A 24,284-nucleotide genomic window follows, 5' to 3' on the forward strand; every position below is an offset into this window, starting at 1 on the left:
TTGGCGTCCAACGGGGCCCCCATCGTCTCTGCCTCCCGAGTTATGCTGCAAACGGAGGAGGGAGCAAGCCGATCCCCCTCAGCGCCCCAGCGCCGCCTGCTGCTGGAGCACCACGCGCGCCTGGATGCGGCTCTGCGCCTGGTCCACCACCACGGCCGCGATGATGACGAGGCCCTTGATGACCGTCTGCCAGAAGGACGAGACCCCCATCATCACCAGCCCGTCCGACAGGATGCCGATGACGAAGGCCCCGACGATGGTCCCGCCGATCCGGCCCCGGCCCCCCGACATCGAGGTTCCCCCCAGCACCGCCGCCGCGATGGCGTTGAGCTCGAAGGTCTCCCCCGTCGCCGGATGCGCGGCCTGGAGCTGCGAGGCGATGATGAGCCCCACCAGCGCCGCGCAGAAGCCCGAGAACATGTAGACGGCCATCTTGACGCGGTTGACCTTGACGCCCGAAAGCGCCGCCCCCCGCTCGTTGCCGCCCACCGCGTAGATGTGCCGCCCCAGCGGCGTGCGCCGCGCGACATAGGCCGCCGCCAGCGCCACCACGACCAGGAGCCAGATCGACACCGGGATGCCGAGCCAGCTCCCCGCCCCGAGCACCCGGAACGTGTCCGACCCATAGTCCGGGTTGCCGTTGAGGTTCGGGAAGGTCTTGCCGTCCGATGACAGCAGCGCCGCCCCCCGCGCGACATAGAGCGTCCCCAGCGTCGCGATGAAGGGCGCCACGTTGAGCTGCGTGATCAGGAGCCCGTTGACGACGCCCACGCCCACCCCGATGGCGATGACGATCAGGCAGATCTCCACCATGTTGAACTGGATCGTCCAGGCTTGGCCCAGGTCCAGCCCGTTCAGCACCAGCCAGCCCGCCACCATCCCGCAGAGCCCGACGATGGAGCCCACCGACAGGTCGATCCCGCCGGTGATGATGACGAACGTCATGCCGATCGCCAGGAAGGCGTTCAGCGCCACGTGCTTGGACATGATGACCATGTTCGCCGCCGACAGGAAGTTCGGCGCGGCGAAGGCGAAGAAGCCGAACACCAGGATGAGCGCGACGAAGGTCCGCAGCCGCAGGAGCAGCAGGAGCGTCGAACCCGAGCCGGCGCCCGGGCGGGTGGGGAGGGAAGCGGGGGCGGCGGTCATGCGGCGTCCTCCAGTCGGGATGTGGCAGGGGCGGCGGCCGAGGCCACCTTGGCCGCGTCAGCCTCGGCGGCGTCGAGGATGGCGGTGACGCGGCCGTCGGCCATCACGGCGATGCGGTCCGACAGCGACAGCACCTCGTCGAGGTCCGAGGTCACGAAGACGATCCCGAGCCCCTCCCCCGCGAGGTGGCGCATCACCCGGAACACCTCGGCCTTGGCGCCCACGTCGATGCCGCGCGACGGCTCGTCCATGAGGAGCACCTTCGGACGGGTCATCAGCGCCTTGCCGATCACCACCTTCTGCTGGTTGCCGCCCGACAGGCTGAACACCGGGTTCTCGACCGACGCCGCCTTGATGGCGAGCCGCTTCGCGTAGTCCAGCGCCGCCCGCGCCTCGGCCCGCAGGTCGAGCCGCCCAAGCCGCGCGAAGTCCCGCAGCGACGACAGCGTGAGATTCTCGCGGATCGCCATGGTCCCGATCAGCCCGTCGCGCTTGCGGTCCTCGGGGATCAGCGCCACGCCGCGCCGGATGCGGCCCGCCACGTCGCCCGCCAGCGGCTCGCCCCCCACGAGGACGCGGCCCGTGGCATGGGGATGCCGGCCCATGATGCAGTCCAGGAACTCGGTCCGCCCCGCGCCCATCAGGCCGTAGATGCCCAGGATCTCCCCCTCGCGCAGCGACAGCGACACGCGGTCCACCAGCCAGCCGCCGCCCTGGCGCGGCAGGCTCACCTCCTCGGCCCGCAGCACCTCCGGCCCGAACCGGGCCGGCCCCTCGCGCGGGAAGTCCTTCGAGGCGTCGCCGATCATGTTCCGCACGATCCAGGGCACGTCCACCCCCTCCATCGACCGCGCGCCCGTGACGACCCCGTCCCGCAGCACGGTGATGTAGTCGCCGACCCGGATCAGCTCGTCGAGCCGGTGCGAGATGTAGACGATCCCCACGCCGCTGGCCTTGAGGTCCGCGATCACCTTGAACAGCCCCTCGACCTCGGCGGCCGACAGCGCCGAGGTGGGCTCGTCGAGGATCAGGATGCGCGCGTCCTTGGCGAGGCTCTTGGCGATCTCCACGATCTGCTGCTGGCCGATGCTCAGCTCGCCCACCAGCGCGTCGGGGTCGATGTCGCGCTCCAGCCGCCGCATCACGGCGCGCACCGCCGCGGCCTGCGCGGGGCGGTCGATGTCGATGCCCGCGCGGGTCCGCTCGTGCGCGATGAAGATGTTGTCCGCGACGGTCATGTCCGGGAACAGGTTCAGCTCCTGGAAGACGATCCCGATGCCGTGCCGCTCCGCCTCGCCGGTGGAGCGGAACCGGACCGGCCGCCCCTCCATCTCCATCCGGCCCTCGGTCAGCTCCTCCACGCCGGCGATGACCTTCATCAGCGTGGACTTGCCCGCGCCGTTCTCGCCCACCAGCACGTTCACCGCGCCCATCCGCAGGTCGAAGTCCACCGCCTTCAGCGCCCGCGTCCCCGGATAGACCTTGGTCCCGCCCCGGATGGACAGGCCGATCGGAGGCCCGCTCACGGCGCGTCCTCCAGCGCCAGCCGCGTCGGCACGACCTGGATCGGGTCCGACCCCGACCGCAGCGCGAAGGCGCCCTCGAAGGCGACGCGCTTGCCCAGGAGGTCGCCCTCGGGCAGCGCCAGCGCCTCGGTCGCCCGCGCGTTCAGCGCCCGCGCCAGCGCCGCGAACTCGATCTGGTCCTTGAAGTCGGTGAAGACGTAGAAGGGCGAGGCGTCGCGCAGCGCCGTCCCCTTGACCACCGGCCCGAGCTGGATCTGGAGGTCCGCCGCCCGGTCGCCGTCGAGGTCCACCTCCAGCACCGCCGCCCGCGACTCCCGGTCCGCGCCGACCACCGTCCCCTCGCCCTTGGCGAGGAAGTTCCAGGCCCCGCCTCCCGCCGCCCGCGCGCCGAGCGCCTCGCCCGCCGCGTCGAGCCCCTGCCCGATGGCGGCCGTCAGCTCCCGCGCGTCCACCGCCCCCTGCGCCACGTGCGGCAGGAGCCGGGCCTCGTAGGTGTCCGCCACCACCTGCCCCACCATGTCGGCGGGCGCGGCGGCCCCGGCCCCGGCCCCGGGGGCCTTCTGGACGATCTTGCAGCCGCACAGGACGGACGCGGCCAGGAGGCCGGCGAGAAGGGCGCGGGTCATCGCGAACCCCCTTGGAACAGAGGAAAAGGGGCGGCCCGGCCGCGCGGGCCGCCCGAACGCCCTCAGGACGCCAGCGCGAAGGTCTCGAGCTGGTCGGCGTTGTCGGCCGTGACGAGGATGCAGTCCATGAGCTGCTTCTCCTCCAGCCCCGTCGAGCCGTCGGTCAGGAACCTGTCCGCCTGGTCCACCGCCATCTGCGCCTGGGCAAAGGCCGGCTGGAGCACCGTCGCCTTGATTCCCCCCGCGAGGATCGAATCGCGCACGTCGTTCGACCCGTCGAAGCCCACCACGACGACATCGGTCCGCCCCGCCGCCTCCAGCGCCGCCCAGGCCCCCATCGCCATCGTGTCGTTGCCCGAGATGACGCCCTTGATCCCCGGGTTGGCCTGGAGGATCGACTCCATCACCGTGTAGGCCTCGGTCTGCGACCAGTTGGCGGTCTGCTGGGCGACCATGGTCATGTCGGGATACTGGTCGATGATGTCGTGGTAGCCCGAGGATCGGATGCCCGCGTTGGTGTCCGACTCCTTGCCCACCAGCTCGGCGTAGTCGCCCGCCTCGCCCATGAGCCGCACGAACTCCTCCGCGCCAAGCTGCGCGCCCTGGTAGTTGTTCGACACGATCTGGCTGACGGCCACGCCCGACTGGGTGATCTCCCGGTCGATCAGGAAGCTCGGGATGCCCGCGTCCTTGGCCCGCTGGATCGGCGCGACCGAGGCGTCGGCCCCGGCATTGTCGAGGATGATCGCCTTCGCGCCCTGCGCGATGGCGGTGTCGAACAGCTCCGACTGCTTGTTCGGGTCGTCGTCGTGGACGAGGACCAGCGTCGCGTAGCCCAGCTCCCGGGCGCGGGCGTCCGCGCCGTCGGCCTCGGCCTTGAAGAACGGGTTGTCGTGGCTCGGCGTGATGATGACGATGAGGCCCTTCGAATCCTGCGCCCAGGCGGGAACGACCCCCGTCGCCCCCACGGCCAGCGCGCCCAGCACCGCGCGACGGCTGATGTTCATGTCTGTCCTCCCTTTCCCTTGCCCACCAACGGGCTTCCTCCAAGAGCAAAAGAGAACGAAAGCGGTTGGCTTGTCAATTGCTTTCGTTTGCCGAGCATCTCACCGAATCGCGCTGTTAGCGCCACCATCAAGCAAATTCGACGGGACCACGCAACGCTCGTTCCTGTCAGACGCCGTTAACTTCCGTCAGGCATCTTTGTCTTGCGCGTCCAAGTCGGGCCCGCTAAACGAAAACAAATGCAAGCGATCGAAAGTCGAGCCAGCAGGGAGGATGCGAACATGACGCTGACCGTCATCGGAGAGGATGTCACGACCCAGGAGGCGGGCTCCGTCCCCGTGACCCCCCTCGTCCGCCGCGCCGTGACGCTCGGCGTGGTGATCGGCTCGCGCGCCTTCTTCAACGCCGCCCCCTGCCGGCAGGCGCGCGAGGAGGTGCTGGCCCAGCTCGACCGCTTGGGCATCCGCGCCCTGACCCTGCCCTTCGAGGCCACGCACAACGGCGCGGTCCAGTCGATCCCCGACGCGCAGCTCTACGCCGACTTCTTCAAGCGGCACCGCGACGACATCGACGGCCTCGTGATCTGCCTGCCCAACTTCGGCGACGAGATCGCCGTCGCCGAGCTGGTGAGCCGGTCGCGGCTGAACGTCCCGATCCTGCTCCAGGCCAGCAACGACGACAACGACAAGGTGTCCGTCGCCGAACGGCGCGACGCCTTCTGCGGCAAGATCAGCGTCTCGAACAACTTCTGGCAATACGCCGTCCCCTTCACCGAGACGACGTTCCACACGGTCGATGCCGGCGGGCCCGAGTTCGCGGCCGACCTCGACCGCTTCGCCCGCACCTGCCGCACCGTGCGGGGGCTCCGGGGCGCCCGCCTCGGCGCCATCGGCGCGCGCACCGGCGCCTTCCAGACCATGCGCTACTCGGAAAAGCTCCTCCAGGCCTCCGGCATCACCGTGGTCACCGCCGACCTGTCCGAGCTGATGGGCGCCGCCGGCCGCCTGCCCGACACCGATCCCGCCCTCCTCGCCAAGATCGGGCGGATCCGCGCCTATGGCCGCATCCCCGCCCATATCACGCCCGACCAGATCCTGCGGCAGGCCAAATGGTCCCTGACCGTGGACCGCTGGATCGTGGAGAACGGCTGCGACGCCTCGGCCATCCAGTGCTGGCGCAGCTTGCAGGACAACTTCGGCTGCGCCACCTGCGTGACCATGTCGATGCTGGGCGAGGAGCTGATGCCCTCGGCCTGCGAGGTGGACATCATGGGCGCGCTGTCGATGTATGCCCTCGCGCTCGCCTCCGGGGCCCCGCCCGCGATCCTCGACTGGAACAACAACTTCGGCCGCGAGCCCGACATGTGCGTGGCCACCCATTGCGGCAACTTCCCCAAGCGGTTCATCGGCGACACCCCCGAGATCGGCGAGCTGGACGTGCTGGGCGAGACCATCGGGCGCTCCAAGTGCTTCGGCGCCGTCAAGGGCAAGGTCAAGGCCGGCCCGATGACCTACTTCCGCCTCAGCTCGGACGACCGCGCCGGCACGCTCAAGGCCTATCTCGGGCAGGGCGAGTTCACCGACGACCCCTATCCGATGGACGGCGGCATCGCCGTCTGCCGCGTCCCGCGCCTGCGCGACCTGATGCGCTTCGTGACCCAGAACGGCTTCGAGCATCACGTCGCCATGGTGCGCGGCCACCACGCCGCCGTCGTGAACGAGGCCGTCACCCGCTACCTCGGCTGGCCGCTCCACGACCACGACACTCCGCCCGCGCCGATGCTCGTCCCCCCGCCCCGCCGCTTCTGAAGGACCCCGCCCGATGTCCCTGCCCAACGACCCGCTCCCCCTGATCCGCGAGAAGGCGCTCTGGATGCGCCGCCGCGCCTTCCGCATGGTGTTCGAGGCGCAGCTCGGCCATCCGGGCGGCGACTTCTCGGCCATCGACGTGCTGGCCACGCTCTACTTCGGCGCGATGCGCCACGACCCGTCGCGGCCCGACGACCCGAGCCGCGACCGCTTCATCATGTCCAAGGGCCACGCGACGGGCGCCATCTACACCGCGCTCGCGGCGGCCGGGTTCTTCCCCGAGGACTGGCTCGACACCTACATGCGGCCCCGCTCGCTCCTGAACGGGCATCCCAACCGCAATTACCTCCCCGGCATCGAGACCAACACCGGCCCGCTCGGCCACGGCTTCCCCGTGGCGGTCGGCATCGCCATCGCGGGCCAGATCGACGGCGCGGGCTTCCGCACCTTCGTCCTGACGGGGGACGGCGAGCTTCAGGAGGGCTCCAACTGGGAGGCGGCGATGACCGCCGGCCACCGCCGGCTCGCCCACCTCACGCTGATCGTGGACCGCAACCGCCTCCAGCAGGGCGCCGGGACCGAGGAGACCAACGGCCTCGACCCGCTCGACGACAAGTTCCGCGCCTTCGGCTGGCACGTCGAGGAGGTGGACGGCCACGACCACGCCGCCCTCCTGAAGGTTCTCGGCTCGCCCGTGGGCGACCGGACCCGGCCGCTCTGCGTGATCGCCAGCACCGTCAAGGGCAAGGGCGTCTCGTTCATGGAGAACAAGGCCTCCTGGCACCACGGCGTGCCCAACGCCGCCCAGTTCGACCAAGCGATGAAGGAGCTCGCGTGATGGCCCAAGCCGCACCCGTCCAGACCGGCCTCCACGACTGCCGCGAAGCCTGGGCCCGCACCATCGAGGATCTGGCCGCCGCCGATCCGCGCATCGTGGCCGTCGTCAACGACTCCGTAGGCTCCTCGAAGCTTGGCGGCTTCCAGAAGAAGTATCCCCAGCGCCTCATCAACGTCGGCATCGCCGAGCAGACCATGGTCGGCGTCGGCGCGGGCCTCGCCAACGGCGGCAAGGTGCCCTTCGTCTCGGCCGCCTCGCCGTTCCTGACGGGGCGCTCGCTCGAGCAGGTGAAGGCCGACGTGGCCTATTCGAATGTCAACGTGAAGCTCGTGGGCCAGTCCTCGGGCGTGGCCTACGGTGAACTCGGGCCGACCCACCACTCCATCGAGGACCTGGCCTGGCTCCGCCCCCTGACCAACCTCACCGTCGTCGTCCCTTCGGACTCTTGGGAAACCGCCGAGGCGGTGAAATGGGCGGCCGAACACGAGGGCCCCGTCTTCCTGCGGATCAGCCGGATGCCGGTGCCCGACCTCGCCATCCCGAACCGCGTCTTCCGCGTGGGGCAAGCCGAGACCGTGCGCGACGGCGACTCGCTCGCCATCATCGCCTGCGGCACCACCGTGCACCTCGCCGCCGAGGCCGCCGACCGGCTCGCGGCCGAGGGCATCCGCGCGCGGGTCCTGAACATGGCGACGATCTCCCCCCTCGATCGCGACGCGGTGCTCGCCGCCGCCGAGACCGGCGCGATCGTGACAGTGGAGGAAGCCAACATCCTCGGCGGTCTCGGCAGCGCCGTCGCCGAGGTGACGGCGCAGGCCCGCCCCGTTCCCATCGAGATGGTGGGCTTCCCGGGCTTCCTGCCCACCGGCTCGGTCGAATGGCTCTTCGAGCAATACGGCCTCTCGCCCGAAGGAATCGTCGCAGCGGCCCGCCGGGCCTTGTCTCGCAAGGGGGCGTGATGGCGACGCCCCGCATCCTCGCCCTCGACCAGGGCACCTCAAGCACCAAGGCGGTCCTGTTCGAGTCCGACGGAGCCGTGGTCGCCCGCGCCAGCCGCCCGCTGGCGTCGAGCTACCCCCGCGACGGCTGGGCCGAGCAGGATGCGGGCGCGATCTGGGACAGCGTCCAAGGGGCCGTAGCCGACATCGTGGCGCAGGCCGGGGCCGAGGGCATCGCGGGCCTTGCCATTGCCAACCAGCGCGAGACGCTGGTGGCCTGGGATGCCGAGACGCATCGACCGATCGCTCCTGCGATCCTGTGGCAATGCCGCCGCACCGCCGAGGCCTGCGCCGCGCTCATCGTGGCGGGTCACGACGCGCGGGCGCGGGACCTGACGGGCCTCGGGATCAACCCGCTCTTCCCCGCCTCCAAGCTCGGATGGCTCCTGCGGCACGTCCCCACCGCCAAGGACCTGCTGGCCCGGGGCCGGCTCCGCGCCGGCACCGTGGACTCCTGGCTCCTCTGGAACCTCACCGGCGGGGCTGCCTTCGCCACCGACCACTCCAACGCCTCCCGCACCCAGCTCCTCGACACCGCCCGCCTCGAATGGTCCGAGGAGCTGGCCGACCTCTTCGGCGCGTCCCTCGCGGCCCTGCCCGAGCCGCGCCCCTCCGACAGTCGCTTCGGCGAGACGGCCCCGAACGCCACCGCCCTGCCCGCCGGCACGCCGGTCCTCGCCATGATGGGCGACAGCCATGCCGCGCTCTACGGCCATGGCGTGCGCGCGCCGGGGATCGTGAAGGCGACCTACGGCACTGGCTCGTCGCTGATGACGCTCACCCCCCGCCGGATCGCCTCGGCGCACGGCCTCTCGGGCACCATCGCCTGGTCCACCCGGGCGGGTGGCCCGGCCCACGCCCTCGAAGGCAACATCACCGTCTCGGCCCAAGCCGCCGCCTTCGCGGCCCAGCTCCTCGGCCTGCCCGACGCCGCCGCCCTCTCGGACCTCGCCCAGACGGTCGAGGGCTCCGAGGGCGTGACCTTCGTCCCCGCCCTCGCGGGCCTCGGAGCGCCGCACTGGGACGACCGGGCGCGCGGCACCCTCGCCGGGCTGACGCTAGGCAGCCAGCCCGCCCACGTGGCGCGCGCGACCCTCGAGGCCATCGCCCTCCAGATCGCCGACGTGCTGGCCGCCATGGAGCAGGATCTGGGACAGCGCCTCGATAGTCTCCGAGCCGACGGCGGAGCCTCCGCGAACGATCTTCTGATGCAGCTCCAGGCCGACCTGCTGGACCGCCCGGTGATCCGGGGCGAGGTGGCCGAGGTCGGCGCGCTCGGCGTCGCCACCCTGGCCTTCGCGTCCCTCGGGGTCGAGGTCGCGGGCGGCGAGGGCCGCACGACGACCTTCACGCCCCGCATGGACCCCGCCCGGCGCGAGGCGCTCCACCGGGGCTGGAGAGCGGCCTTGGACCGGGTGCTGCACCACGCCCCCTGATCCCCCGCCCCGAAGCACGGCTAGCCTGCGGGCAAGGGGACGCAGGAGGAGGCCTTGGCATGATCCTGTCCACCATCGGCTACGAGGCCGCGACCCTGCCCGAGGTGATCGCGAGGCTCCGGGATGCCGGCGTGGCGCTCGTCCTTGACGTGCGCGCCGTGGCCGCCTTCCGCCTGAACTGGCCCCCGTTTCGACCGGGCACCTGGGCATGACCATGGAGGCTCAGGTCAGCCCCAAGCACGTGCTTGTGTCTGACGCTGAGATCATCACCGATGGCGGCCGGCGCCGCCGCTGGTCGGCGGCCGAGAAGCTCCGCATGGGTGTATCGGATCATGCAGGCGCACAGCCTCCTGCTGGCCCGCCACTGCACCGAGCGGCCGGACCTCGCCCACGACGGCAAGGTCATCGCCATGCGTTCCAATCTCCGCTGGCGCAGCGATGGCTTCGAGTTCACCTGGCTCGGAACGGCGAGGTCGTCCGGGGCGCCTTCCTCATCGACGCCCACGACCGCGAGGCCATCGCCTGGCGGGCTGTGGCGAACGCCGGGATCGGCGGCTCGGAGGTGCGAAACATGATGCTGGAGGCCGTCGAGGCGCGCTTCGGCGGCTGCCGGGCCCCCCAACTCGTGGAGATGCTCAGCGACAACGGCTCGCCCTGCACCGCCAAGGAGACCCGCATCTTCGTCCACCAGCTTCCCGCGACGGTGACGCACAGCATCAGAAGCAGGCCCGCAGCCACGACGAGTGGTCCGATAACCGGGGCACCCGCGACCCGGTCCTCCCTACGAGCCCATCCATGAGAGGCAAGGTCGCGGCCAGCACGAGCGGAACAGGCGGAAAGGTCGCCTCCGCGACTGGACCGCAGTGATCCCTCCGCCTCGATCAGGAGGACGGGCAGGAGCACCAAGATCGTGCCCAAGACACCGCAGAGGAGCAGCATCAAGAGCATGAGCCCCACGAAGGGGCGCGAGCCGAGGACCGAGATAGCCACCATGGCCCGGTCGCCGCCTTCTCGACCAGGACGACGACATCTAGCGCTCCCGACGGCGAGGCTCAGCGTTGGATGGCCCAGCCTCCCGGCTTCGCGCCCCGCATTGGTCCTCGGACAGATGTTCCCAGCCCCAGCGTCGGCGCTGCGATGCCCAGACCGATGCGGCGCCCCGCGCGTCGCATCGCCGACCAGATCAGGCCGAGTGCGCAGGGACACGGTTCGGGACGACGCGGCGGCCGGGCGGCTGAGACGCGGCGGTCGGCGCAGACCGGAGGCCGGGAACCGGCGAGGGCGGACGAGCGGCTGTCGAGCAGCGACAACGTCGGGCCCCCGTACTGCTGCCGCTGGGCTGGGCTGAACCGGCTCAATCAGGGCTCCGCTCCGGCCTCGACCATCGGCCACGAGCGCCGAATCGCCTCGGTCGGGGCCGGATGTCCGAACGCCACGACCGTGGCAGCTTGGCGACAGTCTGACATCTGCGTGATCGGCGCTCCGCTGAAGGGGCAGATGGCCTATTCCACAAGCCGAACTCGAAAACGAATCGCGGACATTCCTTTCCACCCGCTTGGCCCAAGCCAGCTTGGCCATCCCTGCGGGAAACTGCCGCCATGACGCAATGAGCCAATGAGAGGAGTGTTCGTCGAGGGTCTTCGCCAGAAGCGCCCCGATAGCGTCCGTCAATGACGTGTGGTCTTGGGTGTGGGGCTGGGTGGTCACGGGTCATGCGGCGTGGGGTGTAGGCCTGGGCGCGGTGAGCTCATCGAGCTGCGGTGCAGCGAGTTCGGCCATGCCCTCGATCTGCATGTAGAGATGCTGGAGCTGCCATTCGTCGTTGGCATCGAGGAGCACGGCGCCGATCAGTCGGGTGAACGGCCACGGCCGCCGTCATCGAGCTTGCGACCATGTGCGGCCGCCACGGCCGCCGCATCACCGCCCTCCTGAGAGCCTCGGGATGGCGGGTGGAGCGCGATCCGGCCGGCGCGAAGGGCTCAAGGCACCACGCCGACAGCCTGAGAGGGGCCGGCTGTGGCTGAACGACGTCTCGCTTGTCCGGCTCGGGCCGGAGAGGCCGGACCATGTGCGGGCCTGCGACGTCGTGCAGGGCCAGACCCGCGACGGGCGCAGGTTCCGGATGCTCTGCGTCGTGGACGAGTTCGCGCGCGATGCGGGTGAACCGGACGCTCCCCTCGGCCAGCCGCTCGAGACCTTGGCCGGGCTCACGCCCAAGCGCGGCGCACCCCAACGGCCCGGCGTTCATGGCTCGGAATGTGCGGGGCTGGCTCGCCGCAGGGGGCGCCAGGACCGCCGACATCGAGCCGGGCAGCCCTTGGGACGATGGATGCGTCGAGAGCTTCACCGCCAAGCTCAGGGAGGACCTGCTCCATGGCGGGATCCGTCCCCCGCTTCGAGACGCCCAGGTTCCCACCGAAGGCGGGCGACGCCATCCGCCCGCACTCGGCCCCGAGATGGAAGCCCCCCGCTCCGCAGGTCCGGCTCCCCGAGCCCCACGTCCGGCCCGCCAGGAGGCTAGCCCACCCCGCCCCGGCGAACCATCATCGACTCCGGAGCCGCGATCAGGGGCCAGCCAGATCTCCCGAAAGGTCCGTAGCCTGCCGAGCCGATGCTAGTGACAGGCGCCCCTGCCTCGTCGTCGCCCCTGTGATCCGCCCGAGGCGACGGCCACATCCAGGTAGCTGCGCCGTATGCAGGGCTGCCCGACCGGGAAGCCCACTTGCATTCCACCTGGACAGCCTCGACGGACGAGACATCGCCCGCAACCCGGAGCGAACATCGACGCCGAGGGAGTCGCTGAGCTCCGGTTTACCGTGGAGAACGCTACCTCGCGCAGCTCAGCAAGGGACTCTTCTCCCGACGCCGCACAGCGACCAGCAAGGTCTTTCGGCGAGCCTCTCCCTTACGCGCACCCCGTAGCCGACCGTGAAAGGAGAGCCATGGCACGGCAACCCCTCGCGGTGCCCCGCCCCGACGACAAGGGGCCGGAGCATCGCTCCGGCCTCCCCTCGCCCCAAGGACGGGGTCTCACTCGGCCGCGAGCTTCGCCTGCGGGTTGTTGGGATGCGTCGTCCAGTTGGCGTAGCCGCCGACCACGCGGCCCGTGCGCGGGTCCACGCTCCCGCGCGGCAGCTCCACCATGGTGATGCAGTCCTGCACCGGGCAGACGTCCACGCAGAGGTTGCAGGCCACGCAGTCCTCGTCCTTCACCGTGAACACCCGTCCGGGGTTCATGGCGACCGCTTGGTGGCTGGTGTCCTCGCAGGCCGCATAGCAGCGCCCGCACTTGATGCAGAGGTCCTGGTCGATCCGCGCCTTGGTGACGTAGTTGAGGTTCAGGAACTGCCAGTCGGTGACGTTCGGCACCGCGCGGCCCACCAGTTCCTCGACCGACGTGAACCCCTTCCGGTCCATGTAGTCCGACAGGCCCGAGATCATCTCCTGCACGATCTTGAACCCGTAGGTCATGGCGGCGGTGCAGACCTGCACGTTGCCCGCGCCCAGCGCCATGAACTCCGCCGCGTCGCGCCAGGTGGTCACCCCGCCGATCCCGCTGATCGGCAGCCCCCGCGTCTCGGGGCTCCGCGCGATCTCGGCCACCATGTTGAGCGCGATGGGCTTCACCGCCGGCCCGCAATAGCCGCCGTGCGTGCCCTTGCCGTCGATCTTGGGCTCCGGCGCGAAGTCGTCCAGATCGACGCTGGTGATCGAGTTGATGGTGTTGATGAGGCTCACCGCGTCCGCCCCGCCCCGCTTGGCCGCCTCGGCGGGCTTGCGGATGTCGCTGATGTTGGGCGTCAGCTTGACGATGCAGGGCATCCGGCTGTGCGTCTTGACCCAGCGCGTCACCATCTCGATGTATTCGGGCACCTGCCCCACGGCGGAGCCCATGCCGCGCTCCGCCATCCCGTGCGGGCAGCCGAAGTTCAGCTCCACCCCGTCCGCGCCGGTGTCCTCGATCCGGTGGAGGATGTCCTTCCACGATTCCTCGTCGCAGGGCACCATCAAGGAGATGATCAGCGCCCGGTCCGGGTAATCGCGCTTGACCGACTTGATCTCGCGGAGGTTCACCTCCAGCGGCCGGTCGGTGATGAGCTCGATGTTGTTGATCCCCATCACCCGCCGGTCCGCGCCGTAGATCACGCCGTAGCGCGGCCCGTTGACGTTGACCACGGGGGGCCCCTCGGACCCCAGCGTTTTCCAGACCACCCCACCCCAGCCGGCCTCGAAGGCGCGGCGGACGTTGTATTCCTTGTCGGTGGGCGGCGCCGAGGCCAGCCAGAACGGGTTCGGGCTCCGGATCCCGAGGAAGTTGGTCGCAAGGTTCGCCATGGCTCAGGCCCCTCCCATCAGCGCCGCGTGGATCGCCTCGGCCGCGTCGCGCCCCTGCGCGGCGGCCGTCACCGTCAGGTCCTCGCCCCCCGGAGCGCAGTCGCCGCCGATGAAGACGCCGGGCGGCAGGCTGAGGGGGTCGATCTTGCCGCCCGCCACCCCGACGCCCTCGGGCAGCTCGCCTAGCGTCTGGCCGATGGCCTTGAACACCTGGTCCGCCTCCAGCCGGAAGCCCGCCTCCGCCAGCCGCAGCCCCTCGGGCGTGGCCTCGGTGTAGGCGAACTGCACCTCCTTCACCGCGCCGTTGCCGCGCAGCTCCACCGGGGCGGCCTCGTGAACGATGCGGACGCCGACGTGCTTGGCGTGGTCCTGCTCGTAGCCCGACGCGCTCATCTGCCCTTGGTCGCGGCGGTAGACGATCGTCACGTTCTCCGCCCCCAGCGCCTTGGACTGCACGGCGGCGTCGATGGCGGTCATGCCGCCGCCGATCACCACGACGCTGCGCCCGATGGGGATCGCGCCCTTGTCCGCCGCCTGCCGCAGCACGGCGATGAACTCCACCGCGTCGCGCACCTCGCCCCTCTCCTCGCCCGGCGCGCGCAGCGCGTTCACGCCCTGCAGGCCCACGCCCAAGAACACCGCGTCGAAGTCGCGCCGCAGGTCGGAGAGCGTCATGTCCCGCCCCAGCTCCACGCCCATCCGCAGCTCGATCCCGCCGATCCGCAGGAGCCAGTCCACCTCGGCCTGCGCGAAGTCCCCCGCCACCTTGTAGGCCGCGATCCCATATTCATTGAGCCCGCCCGGCCTCGCCCGCCGGTCGAACACCACGACCTCATGCCCACGCATGGCGAGCCGGTGCGCGCAGGCCAGCCCCGCCGGACCCGCACCGACCACCGCCACCCGCCGCCCGGTGGACGGCGCGCGGGCGTAGGGATGCGCGTTCGTCGCCATCCCCGCGTCGGTGGCGAAGCGTTGCAGCCGCCCGATCTCCACCGGCTTGCCCTCGGCGGCCTCGCGGACGCAGGCCCCCTCGCAAAGCTGCTCGGTCGGGCAGACCCGCGCGCAGGCCCCGCCAAAGATGTTCTGGTCCCAGATCGTCCGCGCCGCGACCTCGGGCGTCCCCGTCAGGATCTGCCGGATGAACAGCGGGATGTCGATTTCCGTGGGACAGGCCGCGACGCAGGGCGCGTCGTGGCAGAAGTAGCAGCGATCCGCCGCGACCCGCGCCTCGTGCGGATCGAACGGCAGTTGCGCGTCCGAGAAGTGGCTGGCGATGCGCGCGGCGTCGAGCCGGTGCGGCACGACTCCGGGCGTCTGCGGGCTGTTGGTCATGGGCTCCCCGTTGAACGGCTTCATCTGGGCTTGTTTTGCCCGAGCCTGACACGGAGCCGAAATTTTACCAAATGGAAAAATTCAGCGGGGGCCGTCCGTCGCGAACAGGTGAGCGATGCTGCCCGCGTAATAGGCGAACAGGTCCGCCTCCTCCGCCCGCCGCGCCACGCCCTCGGGCATCTCCGCGATCACCCCGCGCTCGCGCAGCAGCGCCAGCGCGTCCCGCACGATCTCCTCCGGCCCGCGCCCGGGCAGGTCCACGCCCCGCCCGGCGAGGTGGCCCAGGTCCTCCCGCACCGCCTCCACCAGCGCCGCCTCGGACCGCGCCGCCCCGTCCAGCAGGTGCCGCGCCACCAGCGGCACCGGCACGACCGGCATGGCGGCGTTGACCCGCGCCATCAGCTCGGCCGCCAGCGCCTCGGTCGGATGCTCGGGGGCCCCGGCCAGGAACTCGCGCAGCGACAGCGGCGGCCCCAGCGCCACCTTGGCGGTGCCGAAGCCCCGGAACCGCCCCGTCGCCCGCAGCCAGAGGTGATGCCCCAGCCCCGCCAGCACCTCGCCCAGCGGCGGGCGGAACCGCCGCACCCCCGTCACATGGGCGCGGATCAGGAAGCGGTCCTCCAGCACCCGGTCGTAGTTCAGCGCCACGGGCACGAAGATCACGTCCCGCGTCCGGTCCGGCGCCCCTTCGACGATGTAGCTCAGCAGCCCCAGACGCGGCTCTCCCGGCCGCCCGTCGAGGCTCAGCCGCCCTTCGGGAAAGATCGCCTGCGTCACCCCCCCGGCGGTCGCCATCTGGACGAAGCGCGCCAGCACCCGCCGATAGAGCGCGCCCCGGTCCCGCCGCCGGATGAAGTAGGCCCCCATCATGCGGATCACCCCCGACAGGGGCCAGACCCGCGCCCATTCCCCCACGGCATAGCTCAGCGCCCCCGCGCCCGACACCAGCCACGTCACCAGCACGTAGTCCATGTTCGACCGGTGATTCATCACGAACACCACCGCCGCGTCGGGCGGCAGCCCGTCGATGGCCCGCAGGTCCACGTCCGACAGCCGCATCCGATACAGCGACCGGCTCAGCCAGCGGGCCAGCCGGATGCCCCAGCCGAAATACACCGTGGCCGAGAAGGCGGGCACGATCTCGCGCGCATAGTCGCGCGCCTTCTCGAAGGCCACGTTCTCGGGGATGCCGCGCCCATGCGCGTCCTCGGCCACCGCCCGCGTCACCATGGGATCGTGGATCAGCCGCTGGATCATGTCGTAGCGCCGCGCGAGCTTGAAGGGCTCGATCGGCCGCTTCAACCGCGTGTTGAGCCGTCCGACCACCCGCTCCATCCGGCGGCGAAAGAACCAGCGCACCGACGGGAACAGGAAATGCGACGCGAAGGTGACCCCCGCGAACAGAAGGATCAGCAGCAGCAGCCAGAGCGGAATCTCGACGGTCCGGGTCATGGCCGGACCCATGACAGGCTTGCCCGCGCCCATCAATCCCGCCATCCGACAATCCCGCACGGGCCCGCCCCGGGCCGCAGCCCGAATTCGACCGCGCGGCCCGCTTGGCGGAATTCGGCTTTTCCCGGATTTTATTCGCGCGGATGATTGAAACGCGCGGCGCGCTCATTATGAATGGGAAACGAGGGAAGTGCGTGACCCGTGCCGCCCGTTCGACCGAACACGAGGGAATCAGGAATGACCGATTACGAGAACATGTCCCGCAGGGAGCTGGTGGCGCTCCGCGCGAACATCGACAAGGCGATCGCCACCGCCGGCGACCGCGACAAGCGCAACGCGCTCCGCGCCGCCGAGGAGGCGGCCCGCAACCATGGATTCAGCCTCGCCGACCTGATGCCGCTGATGACGCAGGCCAAGCCCCGGCGCGGCCGCCCGGCCGAGGAGGGCGGCGCGCCGCGCTACCGCAACCCCGACAACCCCGACCAGACCTGGTCCGGCCGGGGCCGCCGCCCCCGCTGGATCCACGAGGCCGAGGCCGCCGGCCGCCCGCTGGAGGATCTCCGGGCCGACTGACGGGACCGCGCGGGGGCGCCTAGGGGCCTAGGCGCTCCCGCAACTCGTCCAAGGTGTAGCGCTTGGCGACCTTCCCCGCCTGGGCCTTGTAGAAGTTCGGCGCCACCGGCAGGCACCCCGCGCCGCAGACCTGCCGGGCCACCATCCGCGCGGAATCGACGTGCCAGAGCCGCGCCCGCCCGGCGTCGCGATCCAGCCATCCACGCCCAGCCGCCGATCGGCCAGCAGGTCCACGTCCGAGGGCAGCTCGTTATGGTAGCTGAAATCGAAGGCCCCATGGGTGTGATAGCTCGCCCGCACGTCCAAGCCCGAAGGCCATTCCAGCGGACAGGAATCCCGATTTCCCTCCACCGGCGGCGTCGCCGAAAGCGCGCCGTCCGACGTGATTCCGATGAAGCCGCAATACTCCCGCCGCTTGGCGAAGGATAACGGCTGAATCTCCTCGAACAGCGCCGTCACGAACTCCACCTCGTCGCGCGACTGGGCCTGCCCCATCGCCGGAAGCAGCAGAAGGACGGCAAAGGCAAGGCGAGGCATCGGAACTCTCCGGGGATCGCGTTGCAGGCTATCACGCCGGCGCGGGCCGTCACGATTCCGATGCGGCGGATTTGACTTCCCTCGGGCCGGCGTCGCACAAATCCCGGGGACCGGGGAAAGGACACCGCCATGAGCACCCATATCGGCGCGCGGCCGGGCGAGATCGCCGAGACCGTCCTCCTCCCCGGCGACCCGCTGCGGGCCGAATGGGCGGCGCGCACCTTCCTCCGGGACGCCGTATGCGTGAACCGCGTCCGGGGGATGCTGGGCTTCACCGGCACCTGGAACGGCCACCGCGTCACCATCCACGGCACCGGCATGGGGATGCCGTCGCTGTCGATCTACGCGAACGAGCTCCTCCGCGACTTCGGCTGCCGCACCCTGATCCGCGTCGGCTCCGCCGGGGCCTACCAGCCCGCCCTCGGCCTGCGCGACGTGGTGCTGGCGCAGGCGGCGTCCTGGGTCTCCACGCCGTCCACGCCTTACCTCCGCGACCTCCACCTCGCCCCCATCGCCGACTGGGGCCTCCTCCTCGCCGCCCACCAGGCCGCCGCCCGGCGCGGCACGCCGGTCCATGTCGGCAACATCCTGTCCTCCGACACCTTCTACACCGAGCGTGACGACCACACCGCCCTCCTCACCCGCCACGGCGTCCTCGCCGTGGAGATGGAGACGGCCGAGCTCTACCTCCTCGCCGCCCGCCAAGGCGCCCGCGCGCTCGCCATCCTGACCATCAGCGACCATCTCGTGACCGGCGAGGACCTTCCCGCCGACGACCGCGAGCGGAGCTTCGGCGAGATGTTCGAGATCGCCCTCGCCGCCGCCTTCGCCTGACGGCGTCCCCTCGGGCCATCCGGCGGGCGTGATGCATTCCCCTCACGCGCGGCCGACGAATCGCGGTCGCGTTGATCCAGGTCAAATCGCCGCGCCCCCGGGCCTCTAGGCTGCCCCTCAGTCCCCCAGCCGAGGAACCCCGCCATGACCGTCATCCGCGAAGCCCTGGCCACCTGGCACGAGCGCCGTGAGCGCGAGCGCGAGATCGCCCATATCACGCCCCAGGAGATCGCCGACTACGGCCTGAGCCCGCAGGAGTTCCGCGACATCGCCCTCATGCCCGAGGAGCAGATCCGCCGCATGGAGGAGATGGCCCGCCTGAACGGCCTCGACCCCGCCCGGCTCGACGACGACCGCCCGCTCCAGATCGCCGTGGCGCTCACCTGCGCCCATTGCCAGGAGCAGGGCCGGTGCCGCCGGGCGCTCCGCGACGGCGCGGACCGCGACGACACCGACTTCTGCAACAACAGCGAGACCTACCGGATGCTCGCCGCCGAGTAAGCGCCCCGGCGCGGCAGCCGCTTCAGTACCTCCGGGTCGGCGATCCACCCCTCCGACAGGTCGAGCGCGTCCAGCCGCTCCGGCGCGTCCCGCATCAGCCGCGCCGCCCAGGCCGCCTGGACGGCGCAAAGGAGCGCGTCCACCGCGTCCCCCGTCGGGTCCTCGGCCAGCCGAGCGGGGGCCTGCACGGTCAGATCGAAATATGTGCGGCCCTCGTCACCCGTCAGCGCACCAAGCAAGTCCTTTCGGGCTTCGGCTAACGCTAGGGTCTGCTTCGTCTTTGCATCGTTCTTATAGGGGCGCTTGCCAATCAGCCCGCGCGCGGCGACCCCTGGATAGGCCTCGACCGCGACGCGGGAAGGATCGCCGTCGCAAAGACCCGGGAGATGCACGCCGGCCCGCTTGAGGCGAGGCACCCCCGCGAACTGCATGAGAGCCACCGGCACATAGTCGAGCTTCTGCGGGCTTGCGGCTCCTATCCCCGCCTCAAACGAGCGAAAGTGCTCTTTCTGGCCCTTCTCCCGTCGTGCCTTGTAGTCTTCCAAGGCAGCACGAAATTGCGCCTTCCCTCCATCCATCCCGATCAGGAAGTCTGCATATGCCAGCCAATCTTCTGGCCAGTTCATGTTCCGCAGGAATGTGCGCGACTGCGTGAAGGGGAAGTCAAAGCCCGCGACCCAGGGACCGGGCTCCTGCAGAGCCGCTTCAAAGGCGTCCAGCGATGCCAGCCGGCCCATCCTTTCGAAGATCAGACGATCCCCGTCCAGCCGGCAGACGGCGACGCAAATCGGCTTCCGCCGGCTCGGCGCACTTGTGAAGTCGATACCGTAAATCCGCACGGCGCGGCTTCACCCGCGCGTCAGACCACCCGTTCCAGCATCAGCCGCCGGATGTCCATGATCGCCTTGGCCGGGTTCAGCCCCTTCGGGCAGACCTTGGCGCAGTTCATGATCGTGTGGCAGCGATACAGCTTGAACGGGTCTTCCAGGTCGTCCAGCCGCTCCCCCGTCGCCTCGTCGCGGCTGTCCACGATCCAGCGATAGGCGTGCAGCAGCGCCGCCGGGCCCAGGTAGCGGTCGCCGTTCCACCAGTAGGACGGGCAGGCGGTGGAGCAGCAGGCGCAGAGGATGCACTCATACAGCCCGTCCAGCTTGCGCCGGTCGTCGATCGACTGCCGCCACTCCTTCTCCGGGGCGTTGGTGGCGGTCTCCAGCCAGGGCTTCACGCTGGCGTGCTGGCCGAAGAAGTGGCTCAGGTCCGGGATCAGGTCCTTGATGACCGGCATGTGCGGCAGCGGATAGATGCGGACATCGCCCTTCACCTCGTCCAGGCCGGTCACGCAGGCCAGCGCGTTCACCCCGTCGATGTTCATGGAGCAGGACCCGCAGATCCCCTCGCGGCAGGACCGGCGGAAGGCCAGCGTCGGGTCGATCCGGTCCTTGATGTAGATGAGGGCGTCCAGGATCATCGGCCCGCAGTTGTCGAGATCGACGAAGTAGGTGTCGATGCGCGGGTTCGCCCCGTCCTCCGGGGTCCAGCGGTAGATGCGGAAGGTCTTGAGGTTCGTCGCGCCCTCGGGCTTGGGCCAGGTCTTGCCCACGCTCATGCGGCTGTTCTTGGGAAGGCGTAGCTGGACCATCTGGCATTCCTCGGTCTGGCGGCCGGGCGGCGCTCCGCCCGGGCTCGGGATGGGTGGGGCCTACTGCCGGGCAGAGGCCTCGATGCAGCCGGGCAGCTCGGGCCGGGACAGGAGCGGCGTCACCACCTGCGCGGCCAGCTCGGGCGAGGGGCCGCTCGCCGCAGCCAGCGCCGCCCGCTGCTCGGGCGTGGCGATGGCCACGACGCAGGCGGCGATGATGCGCGCGACGTGCTCCGAGGCGCCGGGCATCCCCTGCGTGCTGTCCTCGATCATCGGCAGGACCACCGCCTGCGCCCGCGCGTCCTCGGCCGAGGTCTGGGCCAGGGCCGGGGCGGCCAGCAGGCCGAGGAGGAGGATGAGGCTGGGCTTCATGCGCGGGGTTTCCTTCACGAACGCAGGCGCGGCGGGCGGATCGGCGGCTGTCCGGTCCGCTGCTCGACGCATCGGGTATAGACCTCGATGGGGTCGCGCCCCGCGAGGTAATCGCCGGTCAGGCCGATGGCGACGCCGCCGAAGGCCCCGTCGCTCGAACTCGCCCCGACCGTGACCGAGCCCGTCGGCCCCTGCGCCCCCCGGGCCCGCTGCTCGCAGACCTGCGCGGCGCGCTCGGGATCGACGGGACCGGGCTCGCAGGCCGCCAGGAGCAGCGCCCCAGCGGCCAGCAGCATCGGCGGGACGATGTTCGGCATCAATAGACCCTCGCCTTGGGCGCCACCTTCTTCGGGTCGATGCCGCCCTGCTCGGGCGTGGAAAGCGCCTCGGTGTGCACCGGGCGATAGGCCAGCTCGACCTCCGTCCCCCGAACATAGGACAGCGTGTGCTTGCGCCAGTTCACATCGTCGCGTTCGGGGAAGTCCTCGTGGGCGTGCGCCCCCCGGCTCTCCTTGCGCGCCTCGGCCGAGACGATGGTGGCCAGCGCGCTCGGCATCAGGTTGGTCAGCTCCAGCGTCTCCACGAGGTCGGTGTTCCAGATCATCCCGCGATCTGACACCCGCAGGTCGTCCATCCTGCCCGCCACCGCCGTCATCCGCCGCACCCCTTGGGCGAGCGTGTCGCTGGCGCGGAACACCGCCGCGTCCTCCTGCATGGCGCGCTGCATCTCCTCGCGCAGCGCGGCCGTCGGCACGTGGCCCTTGGCGTGGCGCAGCGCGTCGAACCGCCCCAGCGCATAGTCGAGCGCCTCCTTCGGGATGTCCGGGTTCGCCGTCCCCGGCGTCACGATCTCCGCCGCCCGGATCGCCGCCGCCCGCCCGAACACCACGAGGTCGATCAGCGAGTTGGACCCCAGCCGGTTCGCCCCGTGGACGCTCGCGCAGCCCGCCTCGCCCACCGCCATCAGGCCCGGGGCCAGCCGGTCGGGATCGTCCGCCGTCGGGTTCAGCACCTCGCCCCAGTAGTTCGTCGGGATGCCGCCCATGTTGTAGTGGACCGTCGGCAGGACCGGGATCGGCTCCTTGGTCAGGTCCACCCCGGCAAAGATGCGCGCCGATTCGGTGATACCCGGCAGCCGTTCGTGAAGCGTCTCGGGCGGCAGGTGGCTCAGGTTCAGGTGGATGTGGTCCTTGCGCTTGCCGACGCCCCGCCCTTCGCGGATCTCCAGCGTCATGCAGCGGCTCACCACGTCGCGGCTCGCGAGGTCCTTGTAGGTCGGCGCGTACCGCTCCATGAACCGCTCGCCCTCGGAGTTGGTGAGATACCCCCCCTCCCCGCGCGCGCCCTCGGTGATGAGGCAGCCCGCCCCGTAGATGCCGGTCGGGTGGAACTGCACGAACTCCATGTCCTGCAAGGGAAGCCCCTGGCGCGCGACCATGCCGCCGCCGTCGCCCGTGCAGGTATGCGCGCTGGTGGCCGAGAAATACGCCCGCCCGTAGCCGCCCGTCGCCAGCACCACCATCTTGCCGGTGAAGACATGGATCGTCCCGTCGGCGAGGTTCCAGGCCACCACGCCCCGGCAATCCCCCTCCGGCCCCATCAGCAGGTCGGTCGCGAAATACTCGACGTAGAACTCCGCCTTCTGCTTGACGCTCTGGCCATAGAGCGTGTGCAGGATCGCGTGCCCCGTGCGGTCGGCGGCGGCGCAGGTGCGCTGCACCGGCGGGCCTTCCCCGAACTCGGTCGTGTGCCCGCCAAAGGGCCGCTGGTAGATCTTGCCCTCCTCGGTCCGCGAGAACGGCACGCCGTAGTGGTCCAGCTCGTAGACGGCCTTCGGCGCCTCGCGGGCGAGGTATTCCATGGCGTCCATGTCGCCCAGCCAGTCCGACCCCTTCACGGTGTCGTACATGTGCCATTGCCAGTGGTCCGGCCCCATGTTCCCCAGCGAGGCGGCGATGCCCCCCTGCGCGGCGACGGTGTGGCTGCGGGTCGGGAAGACCTTGGTGATGCAGGCGGTCTTGAGCCCCCGCTCCACCATGCCGAGCGTGGCGCGAAGGCCCGCGCCCCCGGCGCCGACCACCACCACGTCGTAGGCATGGGTCTCGTACGAATAGGCGGCCATGGGAACCCCGTTCAGAGGGCGATGCGCGCCACGGCGAAGACGCCGGTGGCGAGGATCGCGTAGGTGACGCAGATGGCGGCGATGACCATGGCGCGGCGCGGCGTGCCATGGGCGTAGTCCTCCAGGACGACCTGCACGCCGTGACGGAAGTGGACCAGCCCGACAAGGAGCGTGAGCCCGATCACCAGCGCCGGGAAGGGCCGCGACAGCGCCGCGACGGCCTCCTCGTGAGGTAGCCCGAGGATCGAGCCGAAGGTGAAGACGAACAGCGGCACCAGGATCACCAGCGCGATGGAGGTCACCTCCATCAGCCAGAAATGGTCCGTGCCCCCGCCCGAGGCGCCCAGGTTCTCGGCCCGCTTGCGGGCGGTGATGTAGCTGGTGGAACGGCTCATGCGGTCACCCACAGGATGAGGACGGTCAGGATCGTCAGGACGACGGACAGGCCCACGATGATCTTGCCGAACAGCTCGGCCTGGTGGATCTCCATGAAGCGCCCGGTGGACCAGACGAGGTGCCGGATGCCGGCCAGCGTGTGGTACCAGAGCGCCCAGACGCTCCCCAGCAGCACGAGGTCGCCGAACCAGCTCCGCAGCACCGCGTCGGCGGTGGCGAAGTGATCCGGGCCGGTGGCGGCGGCGAGCAGCCACCACACCACGAGGATCGTGCCGACGATGAGCCCGACCCCGGTGATCCGCGTCAGGATCGAGGTCGCGGTGGTCCATTGCGGACGGTAGATCTGCAGGTGCGGCGAAAGCGGTCGGTTGCCGCGCGGAATATCGGGCATGTCTGTCCCTGAGCTTTGGCCTCGGAGCTAGGGCTCCTTTGCCCGCTTTTCGAGGCGCTGTCACGCGCCTGTGCGAGGGAAAATGCTTCAGGATCGAGTGGTTTCGCTAACATTCCGTGAGTTGTGATCGCAGCCTTTCGGCCTGCGATCACAAACCTCGGCCCCAAGGCCCGCTTCGTTCGCCCGCCCCGCCCGGACGCCCCGCCCCACGACCGCATCGCCCTGGGGCGTCCGTCGCCCGGGGGGCTCTGCCCCCCATCGCCTCCGGCGATTCCCCCCGGGATATTTGGAGCCAAAGAAGGCCAGGGGCGCGAGGAAGGGCGGCGCGCTTCGTTCCGCGCAGGGCGGGACTCCCCCAACCGCCCGCCCCCTCCCCGCGTCCAGCCCGCGCGATTCGCCCGGCTCGCGCGCGTG

General features: G+C 70.5%; 23 protein-coding genes and 2 pseudogenes. 9 read left to right on the top strand and 16 right to left on the bottom strand.

Annotation, left to right across the window (positions count from 1 at the left end; all coding sequences use genetic code 11):
- Positions 1-78: 78 nt before the first annotated feature.
- The 4 genes from J2Z33_RS03920 to J2Z33_RS03935 form a co-directional block, all read right to left on the bottom strand.
- Positions 79-1,149 (bottom strand): ABC transporter permease, encoded by a 1,071-nt coding sequence (locus J2Z33_RS03920; RefSeq protein ID WP_209838073.1) that lies wholly within the window; start codon positions 1,147-1,149, stop codon positions 79-81.
- Positions 1,146-2,675, bottom strand: coding sequence for a sugar ABC transporter ATP-binding protein (locus J2Z33_RS03925; protein ID WP_209838075.1), 1,530 nt, complete (start codon positions 2,673-2,675; stop codon positions 1,146-1,148). The genes J2Z33_RS03920 and J2Z33_RS03925 overlap by 4 nt, the downstream gene beginning before the upstream one ends.
- A complete protein-coding gene (locus J2Z33_RS03930; RefSeq protein WP_209838077.1) occupies positions 2,672-3,301 on the bottom strand; it encodes a DUF2291 family protein in 630 nt (209 codons plus the stop codon). Before J2Z33_RS03930 ends, J2Z33_RS03925 begins: the two co-directional genes overlap by 4 nt.
- A gap of 62 nt (positions 3,302-3,363) precedes the next feature.
- A complete protein-coding gene (locus tag J2Z33_RS03935) occupies positions 3,364-4,308 on the bottom strand; it encodes a D-ribose ABC transporter substrate-binding protein (RefSeq protein ID WP_209838079.1) in 945 nt (314 codons plus the stop codon).
- A gap of 279 nt (positions 4,309-4,587) precedes the next feature.
- Between J2Z33_RS03935 and J2Z33_RS03940 the strand changes: the two genes are divergently transcribed.
- From J2Z33_RS03940 to J2Z33_RS03965, 6 genes and pseudogenes are all read left to right on the top strand, one after another.
- The gene (locus J2Z33_RS03940) at positions 4,588-6,114 is read left to right on the top strand and encodes an L-fucose/L-arabinose isomerase family protein (protein ID WP_245218520.1); all 1,527 of its coding nucleotides are present in this window, start codon (positions 4,588-4,590) and stop codon (positions 6,112-6,114) included.
- Between the two features lie 13 nt (positions 6,115-6,127).
- Entirely contained in the window at positions 6,128-6,952 is an 825-nt protein-coding gene (locus J2Z33_RS03945; protein ID WP_209838082.1) for a transketolase, read from the top strand.
- Positions 6,952-7,911, top strand: coding sequence for a transketolase family protein (locus J2Z33_RS03950; RefSeq protein WP_209838084.1), 960 nt, complete (start codon positions 6,952-6,954; stop codon positions 7,909-7,911). The genes J2Z33_RS03945 and J2Z33_RS03950 overlap by 1 nt, the downstream gene beginning before the upstream one ends.
- Complete coding sequence (locus J2Z33_RS03955) at positions 7,911-9,386, top strand: FGGY-family carbohydrate kinase (protein ID WP_209838086.1); 1,476 nt, start codon at positions 7,911-7,913, stop codon at positions 9,384-9,386. The genes J2Z33_RS03950 and J2Z33_RS03955 overlap by 1 nt, the downstream gene beginning before the upstream one ends.
- A gap of 59 nt (positions 9,387-9,445) precedes the next feature.
- On the top strand, positions 9,446-9,598 hold the full coding sequence (locus J2Z33_RS03960; RefSeq protein WP_209838088.1) for a hypothetical protein: 153 nt from the start codon (positions 9,446-9,448) through the stop codon (positions 9,596-9,598).
- Between the two features lie 105 nt (positions 9,599-9,703).
- A pseudogene (locus tag J2Z33_RS03965) lies at positions 9,704-10,080 on the top strand (IS3 family transposase); the annotation flags it as partial.
- A gap of 1,016 nt (positions 10,081-11,096) precedes the next feature.
- On the opposite strand, the pseudogene J2Z33_RS03970 reads toward J2Z33_RS03965, so the two are convergent.
- The 4 genes and pseudogenes from J2Z33_RS03970 to J2Z33_RS03985 form a co-directional block, all read right to left on the bottom strand.
- Positions 11,097-11,240: pseudogene (locus tag J2Z33_RS03970) on the bottom strand (IS256 family transposase); the annotation flags it as partial.
- A gap of 1,176 nt (positions 11,241-12,416) precedes the next feature.
- Positions 12,417-13,721 (bottom strand): NAD-dependent dihydropyrimidine dehydrogenase subunit PreA, encoded by a 1,305-nt coding sequence (preA, locus tag J2Z33_RS03975; RefSeq protein ID WP_209838090.1) that lies wholly within the window; start codon positions 13,719-13,721, stop codon positions 12,417-12,419.
- 3 nt (positions 13,722-13,724) lie between these two features.
- Complete coding sequence (locus J2Z33_RS03980) at positions 13,725-15,053, bottom strand: NAD(P)-dependent oxidoreductase (RefSeq protein WP_209838266.1); 1,329 nt, start codon at positions 15,051-15,053, stop codon at positions 13,725-13,727.
- An 81-nt stretch (positions 15,054-15,134) separates the two neighbouring features.
- Entirely contained in the window at positions 15,135-16,505 is a 1,371-nt protein-coding gene (locus J2Z33_RS03985) for a 1-acyl-sn-glycerol-3-phosphate acyltransferase (protein ID WP_209838092.1), read from the bottom strand.
- 237 nt (positions 16,506-16,742) lie between these two features.
- Between J2Z33_RS03985 and J2Z33_RS03990 the strand changes: the two genes are divergently transcribed.
- Positions 16,743-17,078, top strand: coding sequence for an H-NS histone family protein (locus J2Z33_RS03990; RefSeq protein ID WP_209838094.1), 336 nt, complete (start codon positions 16,743-16,745; stop codon positions 17,076-17,078).
- Positions 17,079-17,105: 27 nt separating this feature from the next.
- Here J2Z33_RS03990 and J2Z33_RS03995 read toward each other — a convergent pair whose 3' ends face one another.
- Positions 17,106-17,615, bottom strand: a complete 510-nt coding sequence (locus tag J2Z33_RS03995; RefSeq protein ID WP_209838096.1) for a DUF4329 domain-containing protein — start codon at positions 17,613-17,615, stop codon at positions 17,106-17,108.
- A 129-nt stretch (positions 17,616-17,744) separates the two neighbouring features.
- Between J2Z33_RS03995 and deoD the strand changes: the two genes are divergently transcribed.
- Together deoD and J2Z33_RS04005 are read left to right on the top strand one after the other, a co-directional pair.
- Positions 17,745-18,449 (top strand): purine-nucleoside phosphorylase, encoded by a 705-nt coding sequence (gene deoD / locus J2Z33_RS04000; protein ID WP_209838098.1) that lies wholly within the window; start codon positions 17,745-17,747, stop codon positions 18,447-18,449.
- Positions 18,450-18,593: 144 nt separating this feature from the next.
- Positions 18,594-18,950, top strand: a complete 357-nt coding sequence (locus J2Z33_RS04005) for a DUF6455 family protein (protein ID WP_209838100.1) — start codon at positions 18,594-18,596, stop codon at positions 18,948-18,950.
- Here J2Z33_RS04005 and J2Z33_RS04010 read toward each other — a convergent pair.
- The 7 genes from J2Z33_RS04010 to sdhC are packed head-to-tail and all read right to left on the bottom strand — an operon-like array spanning position 18,926 to position 23,870.
- Positions 18,926-19,789 (bottom strand): DUF429 domain-containing protein, encoded by an 864-nt coding sequence (locus J2Z33_RS04010; RefSeq protein WP_209838101.1) that lies wholly within the window; start codon positions 19,787-19,789, stop codon positions 18,926-18,928. The genes J2Z33_RS04005 and J2Z33_RS04010 overlap by 25 nt on opposite strands.
- A 20-nt stretch (positions 19,790-19,809) precedes the next feature.
- Positions 19,810-20,589 carry a succinate dehydrogenase iron-sulfur subunit gene (locus tag J2Z33_RS04015; protein WP_209838103.1) on the bottom strand — a complete coding sequence of 260 codons (780 nt, stop codon included), beginning with the start codon at positions 20,587-20,589 and terminating at the stop codon, positions 19,810-19,812.
- A gap of 60 nt (positions 20,590-20,649) precedes the next feature.
- Entirely contained in the window at positions 20,650-20,961 is a 312-nt protein-coding gene (locus tag J2Z33_RS04020; RefSeq protein WP_209838105.1) for a hypothetical protein, read from the bottom strand.
- A 14-nt stretch (positions 20,962-20,975) separates the two neighbouring features.
- On the bottom strand, positions 20,976-21,278 hold the full coding sequence (locus J2Z33_RS04025; RefSeq protein WP_245218521.1) for a hypothetical protein: 303 nt from the start codon (positions 21,276-21,278) through the stop codon (positions 20,976-20,978).
- Entirely contained in the window at positions 21,278-23,083 is a 1,806-nt protein-coding gene (gene sdhA, locus J2Z33_RS04030) for a succinate dehydrogenase flavoprotein subunit (protein ID WP_209838107.1), read from the bottom strand. Before sdhA ends, J2Z33_RS04025 begins: the two co-directional genes overlap by 1 nt.
- 11 nt (positions 23,084-23,094) lie before the next feature.
- On the bottom strand, positions 23,095-23,478 hold the full coding sequence (sdhD, locus tag J2Z33_RS04035; RefSeq protein WP_209838109.1) for a succinate dehydrogenase, hydrophobic membrane anchor protein: 384 nt from the start codon (positions 23,476-23,478) through the stop codon (positions 23,095-23,097).
- Positions 23,475-23,870, bottom strand: a complete 396-nt coding sequence (gene sdhC / locus J2Z33_RS04040; RefSeq protein ID WP_209838111.1) for a succinate dehydrogenase, cytochrome b556 subunit — start codon at positions 23,868-23,870, stop codon at positions 23,475-23,477. Before sdhC ends, sdhD begins: the two co-directional genes overlap by 4 nt.
- Positions 23,871-24,284 lie beyond the last annotated feature (414 nt).

This window comes from Rubellimicrobium aerolatum, assembly GCF_017872975.1.
Classification (GTDB): domain Bacteria; phylum Pseudomonadota; class Alphaproteobacteria; order Rhodobacterales; family Rhodobacteraceae; genus Rubellimicrobium; species Rubellimicrobium aerolatum.